The sequence below is a fragment of the Neisseria sp. P0001.S007 genome (assembly GCF_051963655.1).
Taxonomy (GTDB): domain Bacteria; phylum Pseudomonadota; class Gammaproteobacteria; order Burkholderiales; family Neisseriaceae; genus Neisseria; species Neisseria subflava_A.
This window is the reverse complement of record NZ_JBQCUB010000002.1, coordinates 155,183-176,922: the sequence shown is the minus strand read 5'-3', so window position 1 is coordinate 176,922 and position 21,740 is coordinate 155,183. Positions and strand designations below refer to the sequence as shown.

Sequence of the window (21,740 nt, the reverse complement as noted above, 5' to 3'; positions counted from 1 at the left end):
TTGAAAGCTGTTTTCTAACAATGGCTGAAGTTGATTCGATAGCCGGCGTATTTTCAAATATTCATTTGTTTCAAGTATTCAGCTTTGAAGGCCGTCTGAAACATTGCGTTCAGACGGCCTTTTTGTTTTCGGATAAAATACAGCAAACTTTAAATCAGCTGCCTTTTAAGATGACGCCCGAAACCCAAAAACAGCTCAAAATTACCGATGTTTCCGCTAAGAAGCTCGAGAAACTCAACCTCCATACCGCATGGGATTTGGTGTTGCACCTGCCGTTGCGTTATGAGGATGAGACGCACATCATGCCGATTAAGGATGCACCAATCGGCGTGCCGTGTCAGGTTGAGGGCGAAGTCATTCATCAGGAAGTGACATTTAAGCCGCGCAAGCAGCTGATTGTCCAAATCGCCGACGGTTCCGGCAGCGTCCTTTTTCTGCGCTTTATCCACTTTTATGCCAGCAACCAGAAACAGATGGCGGTCGGCAAGCGCATCCGCGCCGTGGGCGAAATCAAGCACGGGTTTCATGGCGACGAGATGATTCACCCTAAAATCCGCGATGCAGAGAGCAGCGGTTTGGCGGAAAGCCTCACGCCGATTTATCCGACCATAAATGGTTTAAACCAACCTACTCTGCGCCGTATTATTCAGACGGCCTTGGACGTTACGCCGTTGCACGACACCTTGCCTGATGCTTTATTAGGCCGTCTGAAACTGCCACACCTCGCCGAAAGTCTGCGCCTTTTGCATTCTCCGCCGCCGAGTTTCACCATTCATCAACTTTCAGACGGCACGCTGCCTGCATGGCAAAGGCTCAAATTCGACGAACTTTTGGCACAACAGCTTTCCATGAGGCTGGCGCGGCAGAAGCGCGTCAGCGGCACGGCGGCGGCATTGGGCGGCGATGGCACATTGACCCAAGCCCTGCGCCACGCTTTGCCGTTTGCCCTGACCGATGCGCAAGAAAGGGTCGTGTCCGAAATCCGCCGCGATATGGCGCAAACCCACCCCATGCACCGCCTGCTGCAAGGCGATGTCGGCAGCGGCAAAACCATTGTGGCTGCTTTGTCTGCTTTGACCGCCATTGAATCCGGCGCGCAGGTGGCTGTAATGGCGCCGACCGAAATCCTTGCCGAACAGCACTTCATCAAGTTCAAACAATGGCTTGAGCCTTTAGGGCTTGAAGTCGTTTGGCTTTCCGGTAGCCAGCGCAAAAAAGCCAAAGACGAAGCCAAAGCCAAACTGGCTGACGGCTCTGTCAAAATTGCTGTCGGCACGCACGCCCTGTTTTCAGACGACGTCGAGTTTCAAAATTTAGGCTTGGTGATTGTGGACGAACAACACCGCTTCGGCGTCGCCCAACGCCTCGCCCTCAAAAACAAAGGGCGCGACGTCCACCAGTTGATGATGTCCGCCACGCCTATCCCGCGCACGCTCGCCATGAGTTTTTTCGCCGACTTGGACGTGTCCGTCATTGACGAACTCCCGCCCGGGCGCACCCCGATTAAAACCCGCCTCGTCAACAACGTCCGCCGCGCCGAAGTCGAAGGCTTCGTCCTCAACATCTGTCGCAAAGGGCAGCAGGCATACTGGGTCTGCCCGCTAATTGAAGAGAGCGAAACCTTGCAACTGCAAACCGCCACCGAAACCCTAGAGCAGCTTCAGGTAGCCTTGCCCGAACTCAGCATCGGCTTGGTACACGGGCGCATGAAAGCCGCCGAAAAAGCCGAAGTCATGGCGGAATTTGCCGCAGGCCGTCTGAACGTCTTGGTCGCCACTACCGTCATCGAAGTCGGCGTAGATGTGCCCAACGCCGCCCTGATGGTCATTGAACACGCTGAGCGCATGGGCTTGGCGCAGCTGCACCAATTACGCGGACGGGTAGGGCGCGGTGCGGCAGAAAGCGTGTGCGTCCTCCTGTTTGCTGAACCCTTGAGCGAACTCGCCAAAGCGCGGTTGAAAGTCATCTACGAACACACCGACGGCTTTGAAATCGCCCGACAAGACCTCAACATCCGTGGCCCCGGCGAATTTCTCGGCGCGCGTCAAAGCGGCGTTCCCATGCTGCGTTTTGCCAATCTTGAAGAAGACTTACACCTTTTAGAACAAGCGCGCGAAATCGCCCCGATGCTGATTGAACAAAACCCCGAAATCGTCGAAGCGCATTTGGCAAGATGGCTTTCCAGCAGGGAAGGCTATTGGGGCGTATAAGGTTTGCTTTAAAAGAAAAAGGCCGTCTGAAATATTTCAGACGGCCTTTGATTTGGCTGGATAGTGGTTTAGAAACCTTGCGCCAACATGGCATCGGCAACTTTGACGAAACCGGCAATGTTCGCACCATTGACGTAGTTCACTGTGTCGCCGACTTTGCCGTATTTCAGGCAGGATTCGTGGATGTTGTGCATGATGTCAAACAGGCGGCTGTCCACTTCTTCGCGTGTCCAAGACAGGCGGATGGCGTTTTGACTCATTTCCAAACCTGAAGTTGCTACGCCACCGGCGTTGGAGGCTTTGCCCGGAGCGTAGAGGATGCCGGCTTTGATAAATTGTTCGACTGCGCCCAAAGTTGACGGCATGTTCGCACCTTCGGCAACCACATAGCAACCGTTTGCCAGCAGGATTTTGGCAGCGTCTGCGTCCAATTCGTTTTGGGTGGCGCAAGGCAGGGCGACTTCGGCCGCGATGTTCCACGGTTTTTGGTTTTCAAAGTATTGCAGGCCTTGTTCTTTGGCGTAAGTGGCCACGCGTTCGCGGCGTACTTCTTTCAGCTCGATCAAAGCGGCCAGTTGCGCTTCGGTCATACCGCTGTCAGGGAAGAGGACAAAGCCGTTGGAGTCGGAAACGGTCAATACTTTTGCACCCAGTTGGATGGCTTTTTCGGCAGCGTATTGCGCTACGTTGCCGGAGCCGGAAATCAACACGCGTTTGCCTTCGATGCTGTCGTTGCGGGTTTCCAACATGGCTTGGGCAAAATATACGCAGCCGTAGCCGGTGGCTTCAGGGCGAATCAGGCTGCCGCCCCATTCGAGGCCTTTGCCGGTCAGGACGGAAGCAAATTCGTTGCGGATTTTTTTGTATTGGCCGAACAGATAGCCGATTTCGCGGCCGCCTACGCCGATATCGCCGGCAGGGACGTCGGTGTCGGCGCCGATGTGACGGTAGAGTTCGGTCATAAAGGCTTGGCAGAAGCGCATTACTTCGGCATCGGATTTGCCTTTAGGATCAAAGTCGGAACCGCCTTTGCCGCCGCCCATAGGCAGGGTGGTCAGCGCGTTTTTGAAGACTTGTTCAAAAGCAAGGAATTTCAACACGCCCAAATCGACGGTAGGGTGGAAGCGCAAGCCGCCTTTGTAAGGGCCGATGGCGGAGCTCATTTGAATGCGGTAGCCGCGGTTGACTTGGACTTGGCCTTTGTCGTCCATCCAAGTAACGCGGAACATAATCACGCGCTCCGGTTCAACAATACGCTCAAGTAGGCTTTGTTGGGTGTATTTCGGGTTTTTTGCCAAAAACGGATCCAAACTCATGAACACTTCTTCAACAGCTTGATGGAAGGGTTCTTGGTTGGGGTTGCGTTGTTTGAGATTGGTAAATAGAGTGTTCAGGTCGGTCATTTTTCTACTCCTATTGAGTGAGATATTTCAATATTTATGTTTTGAAATATAGCTGTAAAAATTTTACTTGCCAAGAAAAATTTTACCTAGATTGTTGACATTATTTTTTTACCAATTTGTAAAAATGGAATTATATTTTAAATTTAATTAAAAATATCTAAAAATATTTCATAAAATATATTTTAATAAAAATAAAATGCTTAGTAATTAAACTAGAAAATGTTGAAAATTTTTTTTGTAAAAATTTAATTAAGCTCAAAAATTTGTGCAAATTAGTACTAAATTGTAAACATTGTTAATGAGTGTACTACGCGAATATGGGGAAGGCTGGCCTATTGCAGACAGAGAGGCAGGCCGTCTGAAAATTCGGTACAATACACACGAAATTCCCACAACACATACATTAAGGAAACACATGAAAGCCTATCACGACCTTATGCGCCATGTTCTCGACAATGGTATCGACAAATCCGACCGTACCGGCACCGGCACGCGTTCCGTGTTTGGTTACCAAATGCGTTTTGATTTGAGTGAAGGCTTTCCGTTGTTGACTACCAAAAAATTGCATCTTCGCTCGATTATTCATGAGCTGCTTTGGTTTCTTAAAGGCGATACCAACATCAAATACCTGAAAGACAACAACGTTTCCATTTGGGACGAATGGGCGGACGAAAACGGCGATTTAGGCCCGGTTTACGGCTACCAATGGCGCAGCTGGCCCGCACCCGACGGCCGCCATATCGACCAAATTGCCAATGTGGTTGAACAAATCAAGAAAAATCCCGACTCGCGCCGTCTGATTGTATCGGCATGGAATCCGGCTTTGGTCGACGAAATGGCCTTGCCGCCTTGCCACGCGCTGTTTCAGTTTTACGTTGCCAACGGCAAATTGTCTTGCCAGCTTTACCAACGCAGCGCCGATATTTTCCTTGGCGTACCGTTCAATATCGCCAGCTACGCATTGTTGACCATGATGATGGCCCAAGTATGCGGACTGGAAGCAGGTGAGTTTATCCATACGTTTGGCGATGCGCATTTGTACAGCAACCATATCGAGCAGGCCCAGCTACAATTAAGCCGCGATTTCCGAAACCTGCCGACCATGAAAATCAACCCTGAAGTCAAAGACTTGTTTGAATTTAAATTTGAAGACTTTGAATTGGAAGGCTACGATCCGCATCCGCATATCAAAGCAGCCGTATCGGTGTAATCTAAGTTGAAAATAAAAAGGCCGTCTGAAACTTCAGACGGCCTTTTGTTTAGGCAGGTTTATTGACGTTTCGCGCCATAGCCACCGATTAAGTGTTCGGTCGCATCTTTGTTTTTCAAGCCGTAAGTGCCGCCAATTTCTGCAGCATTGGGGCCGTAGAATTTGCCGTTCAGGTTGCCGCTTAACTTGTCATCGGCCGTGCTGACTTTGCCGGAGAAGAGGTTGCCGTCTTTCCAGCTTGCCGTACCTTTGAAATCGTAGTTTTTATCTGCTTTGGATACGCGCTTACCATTTTCCAAAGTGTGGAAGTGCGAGTTTGATGTTTCAAAACGGACACCTTTGAGGCCGAAATCAACGATAGCCATGACATTGGAAGTCAACTGACGATTGTTCTTGTCGGTAACCACATAGGCAGTGGAAATACCTTTGTAGGTGGCTGTACCTTTAGCAGGCAGGGTCGTGAAGACAGTTTCATCGCCCAGGCTTTGGTAGCCTTGGTATACATGCCCTTTAGGGTCGGTGTAATGCGCGAAGGTTTGATATGTCCAGCCGGCCGCCGAAGGATCATGCAACACAATTTTGGTGCCGTCATCAAAATTGATGACATAAACACCGTCGAATTGTTTATCAAAAACTAAGCCGTTTTTATCGGTGCGGAAGTAGGCTAAATTATCGCTGTCAATTTTATTAAAGGTTGCCAGATTATTGCGATGTTGCAGGCTGTTTTTGTATAAAGAGTCTAATTCTTCGATTTTAGCTTTAATTTCCTTTATTTTGTCATGATCAACTTGACCAGACTCTGAGTTTTGTTCTTTTTTTAGATTTTCTTCTTCAGCTTTTAACTTTTTATGAAGTTCAACAATACGTTCATCCAAAGTTGATTTGCCGTATGCGAATTCGGTATTTTTCTCTTTGCCCGTTTGTTCGCTGACATCAGTTTGAGTATTGCCTTTTGAATATACTTTGGCAATAACAGAAGCGTAGCTTGTCCATGTAGGTTGGGTTGCGTTGCCATCAGTGGTCTTGTTAAATAACACAACGCCGTCCATTTTGACTTCATCATTGCTGTTAAAGTCAATAGAACTGATCAGACCATTTTAGTTACGGTCTTGATTGTCTGTTTGGAACATTTTGCCTGCGGCATCTTTGCGGATTTGTACGTTAGGGTTGGATTGCTGTGCACCTTTGGAGGAGATGAAATGTGTGTGCAAAGGCTGGCTAACATTGGCCGGATCGATTGGAGCTTCATCGGTCAGTTTGGCGAGGTTGTCGGCACTGTTAGTAAGCGTAGTAGACGGAGCTTTCGGAGTGTTGGCATTGCTGTTATTGTTGGTAGGATTGCCATTGTTGCCAGCAGAGTTGCCGGTATTATTGGTAGGAGTTGCGCCGGTGCTTAAAGCAGATGAACCGCCGCCTCCGCCACCACCGCATGCGGACAAGATGGCCGCGCTGATGGCTGTAAAAACGATGGTTTTAAGTTTGGTTTGGATGTTTGACATGAGATTCCCTGTATAGTTATTCGCTTGATGAAAAGGTCGGAGAGATCGTTTATCTGATTTTTAAACCTTTAATGCCCGATAATAACCATAAATCATAAAAAAATAAACAGTTTGTTTGCATTTCTGTACAAAAATTAATCAAAGGGAAGGTGATTAGGTAGATATTTTTTTAGTTAATTGTTTTATATGGATTTATTTTAAATATTTTAGTGAGTTCTATAGCTAGTCTGTTTCTTTTTAACAAACTTTTCAGACGGCCTTTTGAAGATAAAAAAGCAGTCGGACTTTATGGATGCTTTTCTCTCAACGGATAAGCGTATTTCCGTTAAAATACGCCTTCTTTTCCGATTCGAAACATTGCCATGCGTCTTACCCACATCAAACTCTCCGGCTTCAAATCTTTTACCGACCCGACCACGATTCATGTTCCGGGGCAGCTTGTTGCGGTTATCGGGCCGAACGGCTGCGGCAAGTCGAATGTGATTGACGCGGTGCGCTGGGTGTTGGGCGAGGCTTCGGCGAAGCAGCTTCGCGGCGAGAGTATGCAGGACGTGATTTTTAACGGTGCGGCAATGCGCCGTCCTGCGCCGAGGGCTTCGGTGGAGCTGGTGTTTGACAACAGCGACCACAGTTTGCAGGGGGCGTGGGGGCAGTATGCCGAGGTGAGCATCAAGCGGCAGCTGACGCGTCAGGGCGAATCGACATATTTCATCAACAATCAAACCGTGCGCCGCCGCGACATTACCGATTTATTCTTGGGCACGGGCGTGGGCGCACGCGGTTATGCCGTTATCGAGCAGGGGATGATTTCACGCATCATCGAAGCGCGGCCGGAGGAGTTGCGCGCTTATATCGAGGAGGCGGCGGGCGTGTCCAAATATAAGGAACGCCGCAAAGAGACGGAAGGTCGTCTGAAAGACACGCGCGAGCATTTGCAGCGTTTGGGCGATTTGCAGAACGAGTTGGCGCGTCAGGTGGAAAAGCTGGAGAAACAGGCGGAAACCGCCGAACGCTACAAATCCCTGACCGCGCAGTTGAACCAACAACAAGATTTGCTCGATTACGCCCAATGGCAGCAATCGCTTGCCGCCGCCGACAAGGCAACCGCGCAGCATCAGTCTTTGCAGGCGCAGCAGGACGAAACCGCCGCGCAGGTTCAGGCGTTAAACGACGAAGTACACGCCTTGCAGACTGCCGAGCAGTCGCAGCAGCAGGCGGTGCATGAATTGAGCAACAAACGCGGCGTGTTGCGCGAGCAGATTGCCCGTTTGGAAGAACAAATCCGCCATCAGCAAAACCTGCACCAACGCATCGAACGCGACAAGCAGGCGGCGCAGGCGCAGATGCAGCGCATCCATCAGGAGCAGCAGCAAATCCGCGTGCAGCTTGAAGAAAACGAGTTGCAGGCCGAAGAAAAGCAAACCGAATTGGCGGAATGGGCGATGCAGGTTGCCGAACACGAAGAGCGTCTGCCCGAATTGGAAGAAGCCCAAGCCACGCTCAACGCCGCCTTCCAAACCCAGCAGGACGAGGCAAACCGCATCCGCCGCGAACTGGCGTTAAAGCAGCAGCAGCTTGCCCATGCCGAACAAACGATTGCCAAGCACGAAGAGCGCAAGGGTCGTCTGAAACAGGAAAACCAAGCCCTGAACCTGCCCGACGAAGCCGAAACCGCCGCCGCTCAGGAAGCCGCCGCCCTATTGCAAAGCCAGCAAGAGCATTACGAAGAACAAATCATTGCCGCCGAGGAAGTCTTACACGCCGCACGCGAGGCGTTTCAGACGACCTCAAACCGCTTCCAAAGCCTGAAGCAGCAACACATCACCTTGCAGGCGCAGCAGCAGGCGTTGTCGCAAATCCTGTCGCAACAGCAGGAAGCCGCCGACTTCTGGCAGGCAACCGACCACGCCGCCGCGCCGCAGCTATGGCAACACATCACCGCCCCCGCCGAGTGGCAACACGCCTTGTCCGTCATCCTTGCTGAACGTCTGCACGCCCGTAGCGTGCCGCACGGCTTCGTTCCGCCCACGCCATTGCCACAAGGGCAGGCGGCATGGCTTCCAGACGACCTCTCCGGCGGCATCAAAAAATCCCTGCCCGTACAGGCATTGCTGAACCAAATCCAAGCGCAGCCGCCGTTTCAGACGGCGTTGCACCACTGGCTCGACGGCGTATTGTGCGCGCCCGATTTGAGCTACGCCCTCGCGCATCAAAGCGATTTGGGCGCACACCAAATCTGGCTCACGCCTGAAGGCCATCAGGTCGACAAAGTCAGCGTCCTGCTCTATGCCAAACCCGCGCAGGAAAGCCTGATTGCCCAAAAAGCGCGCCTCGACGGCATCGCGTCCGAACTGGAAAACCTCGCCCCCGAACTCTCCGCCGCCGAAGCCGTGTTCAAACAGGCGGAAGCCGCCGTGCGCTCGTCTGAAGTGCAACATAAAAACCTGATGCAGCAGCAACAGCAGCACACGCGCCAATACAGCCAAGCGCAGCAACGCGCCGCCGAACTTCTGGCGCGCACCAACCAAGGGCAAATCCGCCGCGAACACATCGAGCGCGAACTGGCGCAGTTGGCGGAAGAGCAGACTGTGTTGCAACATACTTCAGACGGCCTTGCAGACGACATTGTTACTTTACAGGAAGCCGCCGCCGAACTTGAACACCAACAGCAAACCGCCGCGCACCGCCGCCAAGAGCAGCAAGGCCGTCTGAAACAGGCGCAGCTTGCCCTGTTGGAAGCAAACCGCCAGTATGGATTGGCCGAAGTTGCCGTTCACAAGCTCAACCAGCAAAAACAAAACTACCAGCAGCAAATCGCCCGACTCGAACAGCAAACCCTAGACTGGCAGGAACGCCAGCAAGAGCTTGCCCTCGCCTATGAAACCGAGTTTCAAAACGACGAGCAGCACATCAAGCTCGACGAGCTGACCGAAGCCGTGCACACGCTGGACGAAGAATACATCGCCGTGCAGGAAAAACTCGCGCAGATTCAGGAGCAGGGCAGGGAGCAATACACCCGCGTACAAACCCTGCAAACCAAGCTGCCGCAGCTTCAGGCAGCCACCCAAACTGCCCTGTTGCAGCAGCAGGAAGCCCTGATCAACGCCAAACGCTACCATCAAAACCTGACCGAACGCGCCGCCGATTTGGATGCGCTCGAAGTGTTGGCGAAAGAATCGCCGAAAGTATTGAACAGCAGTATCGGCAGCCTCTCGCAACAAATCGAAGCCCTCGGCGCCGTCAACCTCGCCGCCCTGCAAGAACTCGAAGAAGCGCGCGAACGCGACGGCTACTACCGCAGCCAGAGTGAAGACGTGCAGGCTGCCATCGCGCTTTTGGAAGAAGCCATCGCCCAAATCGACGACAAAACCAAAGCGCGCTTCAAAGAAACCTTCGACGCCGTCAACGGCAAAGTCCAAACCTTCTTCCCGACCCTGTTCGGCGGCGGCGAAGCCACCCTCAAAATGATAGGCGACGACCTCCTGACCGCCGGCGTGTCCATCATGGCGCGCCCACCCGGCAAGAAAAACAGCACCATCCATCTCCTCTCCGGCGGCGAAAAAGCCCTCACCGCCATGAGCCTCGTGTTCGCCCTGTTCAGCCTCAACCCCGCCCCCTTCTGCCTTCTGGACGAAGTCGACGCCCCGCTGGACGACGCCAACACCTCGCGTTTCTGCAACCTGGTCAAAGAAATGTCGGCACAAACCCAGTTCCTCTACATCTCCCACAACCGCCTGACCATGGAAATGGCAGAGCAGCTCGTTGGCGTAACCATGCAGGAAAAAGGCGTATCGCGCGTTGTAGCCGTAGACATTAAACAGGCGTTGGAAATGGCTGAGCCGAATTGAGGTAAGAATGAAGGCCGTCTGAAAGAATGAGGAAGAAATCTATAATTTCATCTTCCCATTTTTTCAGACGGCCTTTTTGTATTGGATAAAGCGTTATTGTTTCGACGTATTATCTTTGGCTCGTTGAGGCTGCCCCGAGCGCTGGTTGCTGCCATTGACGGCATCGCGCCATGCTTTGCGTTCGGCTTCGATTTTGGCGGCTACTTCGTGAACCATGGTTTCTTGTTTTTTGACGGCCGGCTCTTCCGGAGTGTTGTCGGAAAAGTGGAGGCCGTACCATAAGGCGGCGAAAATGCTGCAGACGAAGATAACAGCGATCAGGCCGATGATGGCTTGTTTGCCGGCAAGGGGTTTTTCGGGGGGAGGGACGAGGACATCAAAGCAGTCGGCGCAATCGAGGGCGAAGCAGACGTTTTCGGCTTCTTTGCGGCCGCGTCGGCCTTCTGTGATGTTGAAGGAGATGTGTTGCCCTTCGGCCGGAAGGCGAGTAAGGGCGGTGAAGGCGGCAAGGGCAAGAAAGATTTCTTGGCCTGTGTCTTCTATGGTAGCGGCGCCGAAGCCACGCTTGCTGTTCCAGCGAGTAATCGTTCCGTAATAGCGCATAATATATGTGGGATATTATTGTAGGTAACAATTTTTCCTTGGACTGATTTTAAATCAAAAAGTTTAGTTATTGTCTTAATTTTACACTAGATTTATCTTGTTGGAAGCAGGCAGGCCGTCTGAAGGATTTCAGACGGCCTGTATGGTTTATGCCTACTTATTAAGCACTTTTTGGAAGGTGTCGATCAGGTGTTGCGCAATGGCACGGCTGCCGAATTGTTGCAGGCAATCTTGGCGCAAATGGATGGGATCGTAGTGTGCATGGTTTTCGTAGAGGGTGAGCAATGCTTTGGTCAGTTCCGGTATGTTTTCGATTGGCACCAGTAGGCCGTTGTCGGAAGTGACGATGGATTCGGGGCCGCCGCAGCGTGTGGCGATAACGGGCAAACCTTGCGACAGTGCTTCGATATAGACGACGCCGAAGGTCTCGGTACGGCTGGCGAGGACGAATGCGTTGCTGTGGCGCATGAGGTCTAGGGTTTGGTCGGTGGTTAATGCGCCGGTAAAGGTAACGGCGTGATTGATGCCCAAGTCGCTTGCCAGCTGTTTCAGACGGCCTTCTTCTACGCCGCCGCCGCCGATTTTGAGTTTGAGCTGTGGATAAGTTTTGAGTGCTTCGGCAAAAGCAGGCAGGAGCAGGTCGTGGCCTTTGAGGTGGCGCAGATGGGAGACGCTGCAGAAGGTAAAGTCTTGATTGTTTTTTTCGGGGAACTCGAAATCCTGTTCAAAATTGCCGCCCAGCATATTGGGCAGGTATTGCCAGTCTGTACCGGCGTAGGTTTTTTCGAGAATGCGGCAGAAATCACGGCTGACGGCGAACCGTGCCGCGCTGTGGCGCACGGCTTCGTGCATGGACGGCCATTGGTTTTTGCGGACAAGGCCGCGTGAAATGGCGCTGCTGTGTTCGGTAATCACATAGGGAATGCCGTATTTTTTGAAGATGGCGCAGGCCAAAATGCCGGCGTAGTTGACGCAGTGGGCGTGAATTACGTCGGGTTTGCCGTTGTCGGCGATATAGGCTTCAAAAGCTTTCATGCCTGCGTTGACCCAGCGGATGCGGTCGATGTCGACAACCGGACAGCGCGGGAAGAAATACATGCTGTCATAGGCGTAAGTGTTGAGTCCGCCTTGCTGATGGCGGCGCAGGCCGTAGAAGCGCGAGAAGATGGTTTTCGGCTGGCTTCTCAAGTAGCGGAACATGGGCACGACCATGCCGATTTTCATGCCTTCGCGTTGCAGGGCTTGGGCTTGGAGGCGGAAAAAGATTCCGTCCACGTCAGTTTCGGAAGAAGGATACCAAGAGGGGATAACGACAATATGCATGATGTGTTTTTTATGGAAGTAGATAACGGCGAGGCCGTCTGAAAAGAAAAGATATCTTTCAGACGGCCTTTTGTATATTTAGTTCAATCAGTTGCCGGCAACCGTCATTTTAGAAACCAAGATGGAGCCGATTTGATTGGATGAACGGCGTAATGCGTCGTCTGCCACGCCGGTGATGTCGCGGTACATATCCTGCAAACGTCCGGCAATGGTGATTTCCTGAACCGGATAGGCAATGACGCCGTTTTCCACCCAAAAACCGGCCGCGCCGCGCGAGTAGTCGCCGGTAATGCCGTTGACGCCTTGTCCCATCAATTCGGTAACCAGCAAACCTGTTCCCATTTCTTTCAACAGGTCGGCCTGCGTGGCGTGGGTGTGGTTCAGATACAGATTGTGCGCACCGCCGGCGTTGCCCGTTGTCTGCATACCGAGTTTTTTCGCGCTGTAACTGCTGAGGAAATAGCCTTCGACGATACCGTCTTTCACCACAAAACGCGGCTGCGTGGACACGCCCTCGGCATCGAAATAAGTGCTGCGGAACGAGCGCAGGATATGCGGTTCTTCGCGAAGGCTGAGAAATTCGGGAAGCACCTGTTTGCCGATACTGTCAATCAGGAAGCTGCTTTGGCGGTAGAGCGCGCCGCCGCTGAGTGCGCCGATAAGGTGGCCGATTAAACCGACTGCGACGGTGGTGTCGAACAGTACGGGATAGCTGCCGGTCGGAACGCTGCGGCTGTTCAGACGGCGTAAAGTCCGTTCGGCTGCAGTTTGGCCGATGAGTTCGGGCGCGTCCATGTCTTCGTGACGGCAGGAAGAATCATACCAATAGTCGCGCTGCATGCCGTGTTCGTCGCTGGCGACCACGCTGCAAGAAATGCTGTGGTGCGTGCTTTGCTGGTGTGCGGCAAAGCCGTGGGTGTTGCCGTAAACATATTGGTAATGGCCGGTATGAACCGATGCGCCTTCGGAATTTTCAATGCGTTTGTCCGTTGACAGAGCGGCCTGTTCGCATTGCTTGGCCAAATCAATGGCGGATTCGGTACTCAAATCCCATTCGTGGTAGCGGTCGAGGTCGCCGATATGGGTTGCCATCAAGGCAGCGTCGGCAAGGCCGGCGCAATCGTCTTCGGCGGTATAGCGTGCAATATCGATGGCGGCTTTGACCGTATCTTGCAGGGCGCGTTCGGAAAAGTCGGCAGTGCTGGCTCGGCCTTTGCGTTGGCCGACATAGACCGTAATGTCTAAAGATTTGTCTTGTTGGAACTCGATTTGTTCGATTTCGCCCAAGCGCACGCTGACGCTTTGACCGAGCGACTCGCTGAAATCGGCTTCGGCCGCGGTGGCGCCGGATTGTTTGGCCAAATCCAGCGTGTGTCCGCACAAGCGCAACAGCTCGTCCGGTGTGTGGTTAAACAGCATAAAAAGGTTTCCTGACAGGGTTTTGCGGCATTTTAACCGTTTCAGACGGCCTCTGCAAAAATCGCACGGAAAGGCCGTCTGAAAACTGATAAAATAGGCAGATTCAGAAAATCAGGGAAACACAATGTTTGAACAAGAAGACGAATGGGTCAGCAAAACCCAAATGAAAAAGCAGATGAACGATTTGCAGGCTTTGGGTATGGAATTGACCAAGCTCTCCAGCGATACGCTGAAAAAAATCGGCTTGGACGAAGAGCTGTTCGAGGCCATTGCCACCTATAAAAAAATCACGTCCAACAGCGCGCTCAAACGCCAAGCCCAATTTATCGGCCGCCTGATGCGCGATACCGACCCTGCACCCATCGAAGCCTATTTGGCCAAACTGCGCGGCGACAATACGGCGCACAATGCCTTTTTGCAACGCGTCGAGCAGGCGCGTACACGACTGTTGGCAGACGATGGCGCGATTACCCAATTTATGGCCGATTTTCCGCAAGCCGACGCCGGCAAATTGCGCACCTTGATCCGCAACACTAAAAAAGAGCAGGAACAAAACAAACCGCCGAAAAACTTCCGCGCGCTGTTCCAAGAAATTAAAGCAGTGATGGAGACAGGTCAATCCGACGTTTCAGAAGAAGGGCAGGATTGGGAAGAATAAACCTTAAGGCCGTCTGAAAACGGATTGCGGTTTTCAGACGGCCTGTATCGTAATACCGAAGGAGGATGACCATGAAATTTCGCCACTCTGCAACCGCCTTGCTGATTAGTGCGCTGACCCTCAATGGATGTACTACCGATCTTTGGGAAAGAAATAGCCCGTTCCAGCAAACCACAACCGAAAAAACCGTTGCCAAAGACAATATTCAAGCATTTGGCGTGGTTGCCAAAGACAATACGCAATTGGAAACAGGCAGCTTGGTCATGATGGGTGGAAAATATTGGTTTGTCGTTAATCCTAAAGATTCGGCCAAGTTGAAGGCGGTTTTGGATGCTAAGCTGAGCAAACGGTTTCAAATGGTTCGGCAAAATCCAAAACAGGTGTATGAGGCTTTGCCGGTCGAATTGAAATCCCCTGAAGCGCAAACTTTCCGCTCGAATTTCTGCCTGCGTTACGATACTCAAAAAGTTGCCGAGATTGCCAAGTTGAAACAGCTGGCGTTCAAGCCGGTTGAACTCGATGGTAAAACTGTCTACACACGGTGTATTTCTACCGAAGGTCATTATTATGCGACGCCGAAAAATGTTGCCGAAGACCGCCGTTTTGACACTGCCGTCCCGGTCAGAATTTATTATACGGAAACCAAAAAAAGCACCGATGTTTGGAAGTTGACGGGGAATATCCTGAAAACGCCATTTACATTGGCTTTGGACGCAGTCGGCGCAGTGATAGCAGGCTCATATGCCGTGATCGGTGAAATTGTCGATGATTCACGCAAATAATATCCAAGGCCGTCTGAAAACGGATTGCAGGTTGCAGACGGCCTCCTCCTTAAAATAAACGCTTCAAAAAGATTAATTTTCTCTCTATTTAATCCCACATACCATGTCTGTCAAAATCCAAACACGTTCCATTAATCCGTCTGTTTTTAACGACTTGCTCACTGCCGGTACCGATCCTTTGATTGCGCGGCTGTGTGCTGCGCGTGATGTGCAAAGTCCGGCCGAGTTGGATGACAAGCTTGCTGCGCTTTTGCCGTATCAAACGCTGACAAACTGCGAAGCCGCTGCCGGACGTTTGGCGGATGCGATTGAGCGTCAGGAAAAAATCCTGATTGTCGCCGACTACGATGCCGACGGTGCGACGGCGTGTTCCGTCGGTATGAGCGGTTTGGCAGCGATGGGGGCGAAAGTGGATTTCCTTGTGCCCAACCGCTTTGAACACGGCTACGGCTTAACGTCCGAGCTGGCTGAAATCGCGGCAGAGCAAGGTGTGGATTTATTGGTAACGGTGGATAACGGTATCGCCAGCATTGCAGGCGTGGCGCGTGCGCAGGAGTTAGGTTTGGATGTGATTGTGACCGACCACCATCTGCCTGCCGAGACCGTGCCCGACTGCATCATCGTCAATCCAAACCAAAAAGGCTGCGGTTTCCAAAGCAAAAGCTTGGCGGGCGTGGGCGTAATTTTTTATGTATTGATGGCTTTGCGTGCCGAATTGCGCCGCCGCAATTATTTTTCAGACGGCCTGAAAGAGCCGAATCTGGGCGACCTTTTGGATTTGGTCGCACTCGGTACCGTCGCCGACGTCGTCACTCTAGACCACAACAACCGTATCCTCGTGTCGCAAGGGTTGAAACGGATGCGTTTGGGCAAAATGCGCCCCGGTATCCGCGCCTTGTTTGAAGTGGCGCGGCGCGATTGGCGCAAGGCTCAGCCGTTTGATATGGGCTTTGCGTTGGGGCCGCGCATTAATGCCGCCGGACGGCTGGATGATATGTCGGTCGGCATTGCCTGTCTGTTGGCGCGAGATGATGTCGAAGCGCAGGAACTGGCGGCGCAGTTAAACAACCTCAATATTGAGCGTCGCGAAATCGAGCAGTCTATGTTGCAAGACGCGCTGAATGCTTTTCCTGAAACCCTGCCTTCAGGTCAGACGACGTTGGTGGCGTATCGCGACGACTTTCATCAAGGCGTGGTCGGCATCGTTGCCAGCCGCCTCAAAGACCGCTTTTATCGTCCGACCATCGTGTTTGCGCCTGCCGACAACGGCGAAGTGCGCGGTTCGGGACGCTCTATTCCCAATCTGCACCTGCGCGATGCTTTGGATTTGGTGTCCAAACGCCATCCCGATTTGATTTTGAAATTCGGCGGACACGCGATGGCGGCGGGTTTGAGCATACTTGAACATAATATTCCCGCGTTTCAGACGGCCTTTGAAGAAGCAGTGCGCGAGATGGTGTGCGAAGACGATTTGTCGCAAACCTTCATCACCGACGGCAGCCTGCCTGCCCGCGATATTACGCTGGAACAGGCGCAGAACCTTGCCCGACATGTTTGGGGACAGGGCTTCGCGCCGCCGAGTTTTACCGATGAATTTCATGTTGTCCGCCAGCAACCTTTGGGCGCGGAAGGTAAACACAAAAAAGTCTGGCTGCAAAAAGACGGCTACGAATTTGAAGCCATGTTTTGGCGTTGCAGCGAAGACATTCCCGAATACATCCGTACGGTGTACCGCCCCGTTGCCAACGAATGGCGGAACAATCTCGAATTGCAGCTTTATATCGACTACTGGGAAGCCGCGTAAGTAAAGGCCGTCTGAAAAATGAAGAAACAAAAACCTTGGCTCGGCTTTTCATTGGCGCTGCTTGCCACCATGACTTGGGGCTCGCTGCCGGTCATTGCCCAACAGGCCTTAAAAGCCGTCGATGCGCCCACGCTGGTATGGATACGCTTTTTAGTGGCTTCGCTGGTGTTGTTTGTGCTGTTGGGACTGACCGGCAAGCTGCCGAGGCCGTCTGAATTTTCCAAGCAAACCTTATTTCTATTGTTGCTGGGCATTATCGGCATTTCCGCCAACTTCGTTCTTGTTGCCATGGGTTTGCACTATATTTCGCCAACAACCACGCAGGTGTTGTGGCAGCTCTCGCCCTTTACCATGATTTTGGTCGGCGTAGGCGTGTTTAAAGAAGCCTTTACGCATTGGCAAAAAATCGGCTTGATGCTTTTGCTGACGGGTTTGGTCATGTTTTTCAACGACAAATTTGGCGAACTTTTCAGCTTGGGCAGCTACGCGGTCGGCGTGATAATGGCGGCTTCGGGTAGCATGATTTGGGTGTGCTACGGTGTGGCGCAAAAACTTCTGTCCAAACATTTCAATTCGCAACAAATCCTGCTCATGATTTATTTTTGCAGTAGCTTTGTTTTCCTGCCGTTTGCCGAACCGTCGCAAATCGTCCATATCGGCAATCCGTTTTTATGGGGCTGCTTTATCTATTGCTGTTTGAACACGCTGATCGGCTACGGTTCATTCGGCGAAGCGCTCAACCATTGGGACGCTTCCAAAGTCAGCATTGTCACCACGCTGATACCTGTATTTACCATGATATTTTCCACCATTGGCCATCATCTCGCCCCCGATTATTTTGCCGCTTCGGATATGAATATCGTCAGCTATGTGGGTGCTATGGTGGTTGTGGCCGGCGCGTTGCTGGCTGTGGCCGGAGAAAAAGTGATGGGGCTTTTTTTGAGAAAGATATGAAGCATTTATTGCGAAACAGAATAAAGCAAGGCCGTCTGAAACAGGTTTCAGACGGCCTTTATATTTTCTAAATCAGATTAATGTGAATCGCCGAATCAATAAAAGCCTTCGCGTTCTTCACGGGTACTAATGTAGATGTTTTTCACTTGGGTGTAGGCGGCGAGCATCATTTTGTGGGTTTCGCGCCCGATACCTGAAGTTTTGTAGCCGCCAAACGGCGCACCGGCAGGCAGGCGGTTGTAGCAGTTTACCCAAACGCGGCCGGTTTCCAATGCGTTGGAAACGCGCAGGCAGCGGTTGATGTCGGTACTCCACACTGCGCCGCCTAAGCCGTATTCGCTGTCGTTGGCCATTTTGATGACTTCTTCTTCGGTTTTAAATTTAATCACGGTGGCAACAGGGCCGAAGATTTCTTCTTGGGCAACACGGGCTTCGTTGCTGCTGGCTTCAATCAAAGTCGGTTCGACAAATTCGCCTTTGCCCAATTCACCTTCGATTTTTTTACCGCCGGTAATGATGCGGCAGCCTTCTTGTTCGCCGATTTTGACGTATTTCAAAATGGTCTCGAGTTGTCCGGCATTGACTTGCGAACCCATTTGAGTGTCATCTTCCCAAGGCAGGCCGACTTTGATTTTTTTGAATTCTTCAGCCAAAGCATTGACGAATTTGTCGTAAATGCCTTCTTGTACAAAAATGCGCGAACCGGCGCAGCACACTTGGCCTTGGTTGAACAAAATACCTTTTTGCGCGCCTTCGAGGGCTTTGTCGAAAGGCATATCGTCGAAGAAGATGTTGGCAGATTTGCCGCCCAATTCCAAAGTGGACGGAATCAGCAATTCGGCGGCGGCGATGCCGACGCGGCGGCCGACTTCGGTTGAGCCGGTAAAGGCCAGTTTGTTGAAGCCTTTGTGGTGCAGCATGTATTCGCCGGATTTAGAACCGCGGCCGGTAATCACGTTCAACACGCCTTTAGGCAGCAAGTGGTTGATTTTTTGAGCGAGGGACAACAGGCTCAATGAAGTGCTGGAAGAAGGGTGGATGACGATGGTACAACCTGCGGCCAATGCCGGAGCGATTTTCCATGCAGCCATCAAGAATGGAAAGTTCCAAGGAATGATTTGGCCGACAACGCCGATCGGTTCGCGCAGAACGATGGACAGGTCTTCGGCGTCAAGCTGGGTCGCAGTGCCTTCTTCACCGCGGATCACGCTGGCGAAATAGCGGAAATGGTCGGAAGCCAAAGGCACGTCGGCGGCGCGGGTTTCGCGGATCGGTTTGCCGTTGTCCAAGGTTTCTTGCAGGGCGAACAATTCGGCGTTTTCATCGATTACATCGGCGATTTTGTTCAAAATGGCCGCGCGTTCGGCAGTAGTGGTTTTGCGCCATGTTTTGAACGCTTCTTGCGCAGCGGCTACGGCAGCATCGACATCGGCATCGGTTGCGTCTGTGAACTTGGCCAACTCATCGCCATTGGCAGGGTTGTAAGAGGATAAAAGTTTGCCTTCGCTACCTTTTGTCCATTCGCCGTTGATTAAAAGACCATATTCTTTATCAAACACATTTAAATCTTTTGCCATAATGCTGTCTCCTTAATGAATGGGAATAGGTGTTTTCACACCATGAAAACAGCTTATGCTTTTTTCTTTTTAAGTTCAAGTACTAAAAATGAGAATATTCTCAAAATTTACATTTGCAATGTTGTTTCATGTAGCAGGCCGTCTGAAAAATAAAGGATTTAATTGAAATAAAAGTGTATTTGTTAATATATTTAAAGATTTATACGGTTTAAATAGATTTTGTTATGATATAACATCATAACTCATTGTTTTAAAAAAGATTATGGGTTGACGGCTTCGGATATGGGGAGTATTCTCATTCATAGCTAAACAGTTTTTCAACACTCTAGGAGACTCTCTCATGAAAATGCATGCTGTGGTAGTAAATAAAGATGTAGCAGGTGATGTAGAAGTTGTTGAACGCGAACTGCGTCCGCTGGAATACGGCGAGGCGTTGGTGGAAGTCGAGTATTGCGGCGTGTGCCACACCGACTTGCACGTTGCGGCAGGCGATTACGGCGACAAACCGGGTCGCGTGTTGGGACACGAAGGCATCGGTTTGGTTAAAGAAGTTGCTGACGGTGTGAAAAATCTGAAAGTTGGCGACCGTGTCAGCATCGCATGGCTGTTCCAAAGCTGCGGTTCTTGCGAATACTGTAATACCGGCCGCGAAACCTTGTGCCGCTCTGTATTGAACGCAGGCTATACTGCCGACGGCGGCATGGCGACCCACTGTATCGTGAGTGCCGATTACGCGGTCAAAGTCCCTGATGGCTTGGATCCTGCGCAAGCTTCGAGCATTACTTGTGCCGGTGTGACCACTTATAAAGCGATTAAAGTTTCCGGTGTTCGTCCGGGTCAATGGATTGCGATTTACGGTGCAGGCGGTTTGGGTAACTTGGCGGTTCAATACGCGAAAAAAGTATTTGGCGCACACGTCGTCGCCATCGACATCAACGATGAAAAACTGGCATTCGCTAAAGAAAGCGGCGCAGATTTGGTAATCAATGCTGCTAAAGAAGATGCGGCTCAAGTTATCCAAGAGAAAACCGGTGGCGCACACGCAGCTGTTGTAACAGCCGTATCAGCTGCTGCCTTCAACTCAGGTGTTAACTGCGTCCGCGCAGGCGGCCGTGTCGTTGCAGTTGGCTTGCCACCTGAGTCTATGGACTTGTCTATCCCACGCTTGGTATTGGACGGCATCGAAGTGGTCGGCTCTTTGGTAGGTACCCGCAAAGATTTGGAAGAAGCATTCCAATTCGGCGCAGAAGGCTTGGTTGTGCCTAAAGTCGAGTTGCGTGCTTTGGATGAGGCGCCTGCCATCTTCCAAGAAATGCGCGAAGGTAAAATTACCGGTCGTATGGTGATTGATATGAATAAAGAGTGCAGCTGCATTCATCACTAATCAAATGATTCAGTGACAAAAAGGCCGTCTGAAAAACTTCAGACGGCCTTTTTTATTGGACTGGATAAATTAAAGCGTAAAGCCGCTTTCAAATACGCGGATTTCTCCGCTGACAGGATCGGTGAACTCTATTCTTTTGGCCAGAAGTTTTAAAGGTTTGTCGTAGTCTTCCTCGCCGGCCGCCAATGGGGTAGGGTAAAGCGCATCATTCATCAGCGGCATGTTCAAACTCATCATATGCACGCGGAGCTGGTGTTTCTTTCCGGTATGCGGCGTGAGGCGGTAGAGGCTGAATGCGCCGCGGTTTTCGATAAGTTCGATGGTTGTGTGGGCGTTGGGTTCGCCTTCCGTTTCACGCGTGAGAAAGAATTTTTCGCCGCGTTCCATTCGGGATGAAATATCCAGCGGATAGTCCAAATCCGTCCGCGTCGGCGCCACCGCTTCATAGGTTTTTCGGACGGTTTTTTCTTGGAACATGGTCTGATAACCACGACGCGTGGCAGGGTTGAGCGAAAGCAGCATAACGCCTGCCGTATCTTTGTCCAAGCGATGAATCGGCGTAATGTCTTCAACATTCAAATGCTGCAATTCCGGCCGCAGACGCAGGCGCGTGAGCAAGGTTTCCCGCAAAAACCTGCCGCTGGGGATGACGGGCAGAAAATGCGGTTTGTCCACTACAATCAAATGCTCGTCAATATGCAAAATCTTTTCTTCAAACGGAATACGCGGCTCGCTCTCACGGCTGGTTTCACGGTAATAAAACATCGTCTTGCCGGGTTCGAACAAGGTATTCTCATCAAACGGCACGCCATCCGCGCCCACCACAAAACCGCTGTTCAGCCGCCGCCGCCAGTTTTCTTCGCCGACAAAGGGAAAATGAGCGCATAGAAAATGCAGCAGCGGCAAGCCGTAAAACTGCTTTTCATGCGGTAAAACCAAGTAGCTGGGTTTGACACCGTCTAAAAGGGGGAGGGGATTGGTACGTTTTTTCATGCGGCGGATTGTACTCGGTTTTTAGGATTTTTTCAGACGGCCTTGTTTATATGGAAAATAAACTTCTAATAAT

General features: G+C 51.5%; 16 protein-coding genes. 8 read left to right on the top strand and 8 right to left on the bottom strand.

What is annotated here, in order from left to right:
• The first annotated feature begins 170 nt into the window (after positions 1–170).
• Positions 171–2,210 (top strand): ATP-dependent DNA helicase RecG, encoded by a 2,040-nt coding sequence (gene recG, locus ACTHRE_RS03230; protein ID WP_440344851.1) that lies wholly within the window; start codon positions 171–173, stop codon positions 2,208–2,210.
• 68 nt (positions 2,211–2,278) lie between these two features.
• Here the strand turns inward: recG and gdhA are convergent, their stop codons facing one another.
• Positions 2,279–3,613 (bottom strand): NADP-specific glutamate dehydrogenase, encoded by a 1,335-nt coding sequence (gene gdhA, locus ACTHRE_RS03225; protein WP_070645118.1) that lies wholly within the window; start codon positions 3,611–3,613, stop codon positions 2,279–2,281.
• A gap of 415 nt (positions 3,614–4,028) precedes the next feature.
• Here gdhA and ACTHRE_RS03220 point away from each other — a divergent pair, with 415 nt between their 5' ends.
• Entirely contained in the window at positions 4,029–4,823 is a 795-nt protein-coding gene (locus ACTHRE_RS03220; protein ID WP_070625884.1) for a thymidylate synthase, read from the top strand.
• Between the two features lie 59 nt (positions 4,824–4,882).
• Here ACTHRE_RS03220 and ACTHRE_RS03215 read toward each other — a convergent pair whose 3' ends face one another.
• Positions 4,883–5,860, bottom strand: a complete 978-nt coding sequence (locus ACTHRE_RS03215; protein ID WP_440344831.1) for a transferrin-binding protein-like solute binding protein — start codon at positions 5,858–5,860, stop codon at positions 4,883–4,885.
• A gap of 60 nt (positions 5,861–5,920) precedes the next feature.
• Positions 5,921–6,322: a hypothetical protein gene (locus ACTHRE_RS03210; protein ID WP_440344830.1), complete on the bottom strand. Its 402-nt coding sequence runs from the start codon at positions 6,320–6,322 to the stop codon at positions 5,921–5,923.
• Positions 6,323–6,684: 362 nt separating this feature from the next.
• Here ACTHRE_RS03210 and smc point away from each other — a divergent pair, with 362 nt between their 5' ends.
• Complete coding sequence (gene smc, locus ACTHRE_RS03205; protein WP_440344829.1) at positions 6,685–10,170, top strand: chromosome segregation protein SMC; 3,486 nt, start codon at positions 6,685–6,687, stop codon at positions 10,168–10,170.
• 93 nt (positions 10,171–10,263) lie between these two features.
• Here smc and ACTHRE_RS03200 read toward each other — a convergent pair whose 3' ends face one another.
• The 3 genes from ACTHRE_RS03200 to pmbA all read right to left on the bottom strand — a co-directional run bounded on the left by ACTHRE_RS03200 (position 10,264) and on the right by pmbA (position 13,515).
• On the bottom strand, positions 10,264–10,773 hold the full coding sequence (locus tag ACTHRE_RS03200; RefSeq protein ID WP_440344828.1) for a cold-shock protein: 510 nt from the start codon (positions 10,771–10,773) through the stop codon (positions 10,264–10,266).
• Between the two features lie 153 nt (positions 10,774–10,926).
• The gene (locus ACTHRE_RS03195; protein WP_440344827.1) at positions 10,927–12,096 is read right to left on the bottom strand and encodes a glycosyltransferase; all 1,170 of its coding nucleotides are present in this window, start codon (positions 12,094–12,096) and stop codon (positions 10,927–10,929) included.
• Positions 12,097–12,183: 87 nt separating this feature from the next.
• On the bottom strand, positions 12,184–13,515 hold the full coding sequence (pmbA, locus tag ACTHRE_RS03190) for a metalloprotease PmbA (protein WP_107810258.1): 1,332 nt from the start codon (positions 13,513–13,515) through the stop codon (positions 12,184–12,186).
• Positions 13,516–13,639: 124 nt separating this feature from the next.
• On the opposite strand from pmbA, the gene yjgA reads away from it, so the two are divergent.
• From yjgA to ACTHRE_RS03170, 4 genes are all read left to right on the top strand, one after another.
• On the top strand, positions 13,640–14,173 hold the full coding sequence (yjgA, locus tag ACTHRE_RS03185) for a ribosome biogenesis factor YjgA (RefSeq protein ID WP_377072201.1): 534 nt from the start codon (positions 13,640–13,642) through the stop codon (positions 14,171–14,173).
• Positions 14,174–14,244: 71 nt separating this feature from the next.
• Positions 14,245–14,955, top strand: a complete 711-nt coding sequence (locus tag ACTHRE_RS03180; RefSeq protein ID WP_377072203.1) for a hypothetical protein — start codon at positions 14,245–14,247, stop codon at positions 14,953–14,955.
• A 103-nt stretch (positions 14,956–15,058) separates the two neighbouring features.
• Complete coding sequence (recJ, locus tag ACTHRE_RS03175; RefSeq protein ID WP_377072205.1) at positions 15,059–16,759, top strand: single-stranded-DNA-specific exonuclease RecJ; 1,701 nt, start codon at positions 15,059–15,061, stop codon at positions 16,757–16,759.
• A gap of 18 nt (positions 16,760–16,777) precedes the next feature.
• On the top strand, positions 16,778–17,713 hold the full coding sequence (locus tag ACTHRE_RS03170; protein WP_377072206.1) for a DMT family transporter: 936 nt from the start codon (positions 16,778–16,780) through the stop codon (positions 17,711–17,713).
• 95 nt (positions 17,714–17,808) lie between these two features.
• Here ACTHRE_RS03170 and ACTHRE_RS03165 read toward each other — a convergent pair whose 3' ends face one another.
• Positions 17,809–19,290 carry an aldehyde dehydrogenase family protein gene (locus ACTHRE_RS03165; protein WP_049344070.1) on the bottom strand — a complete coding sequence of 494 codons (1,482 nt, stop codon included), beginning with the start codon at positions 19,288–19,290 and terminating at the stop codon, positions 17,809–17,811.
• A 340-nt stretch (positions 19,291–19,630) separates the two neighbouring features.
• Between ACTHRE_RS03165 and adhP the strand changes: the two genes are divergently transcribed.
• Positions 19,631–20,674 carry an alcohol dehydrogenase AdhP gene (gene adhP, locus ACTHRE_RS03160; protein ID WP_263341176.1) on the top strand — a complete coding sequence of 348 codons (1,044 nt, stop codon included), beginning with the start codon at positions 19,631–19,633 and terminating at the stop codon, positions 20,672–20,674.
• Between the two features lie 69 nt (positions 20,675–20,743).
• Here the strand turns inward: adhP and ACTHRE_RS03155 are convergent, their stop codons facing one another.
• Complete coding sequence (locus ACTHRE_RS03155; protein WP_440344826.1) at positions 20,744–21,667, bottom strand: RluA family pseudouridine synthase; 924 nt, start codon at positions 21,665–21,667, stop codon at positions 20,744–20,746.
• Positions 21,668–21,740 lie beyond the last annotated feature (73 nt).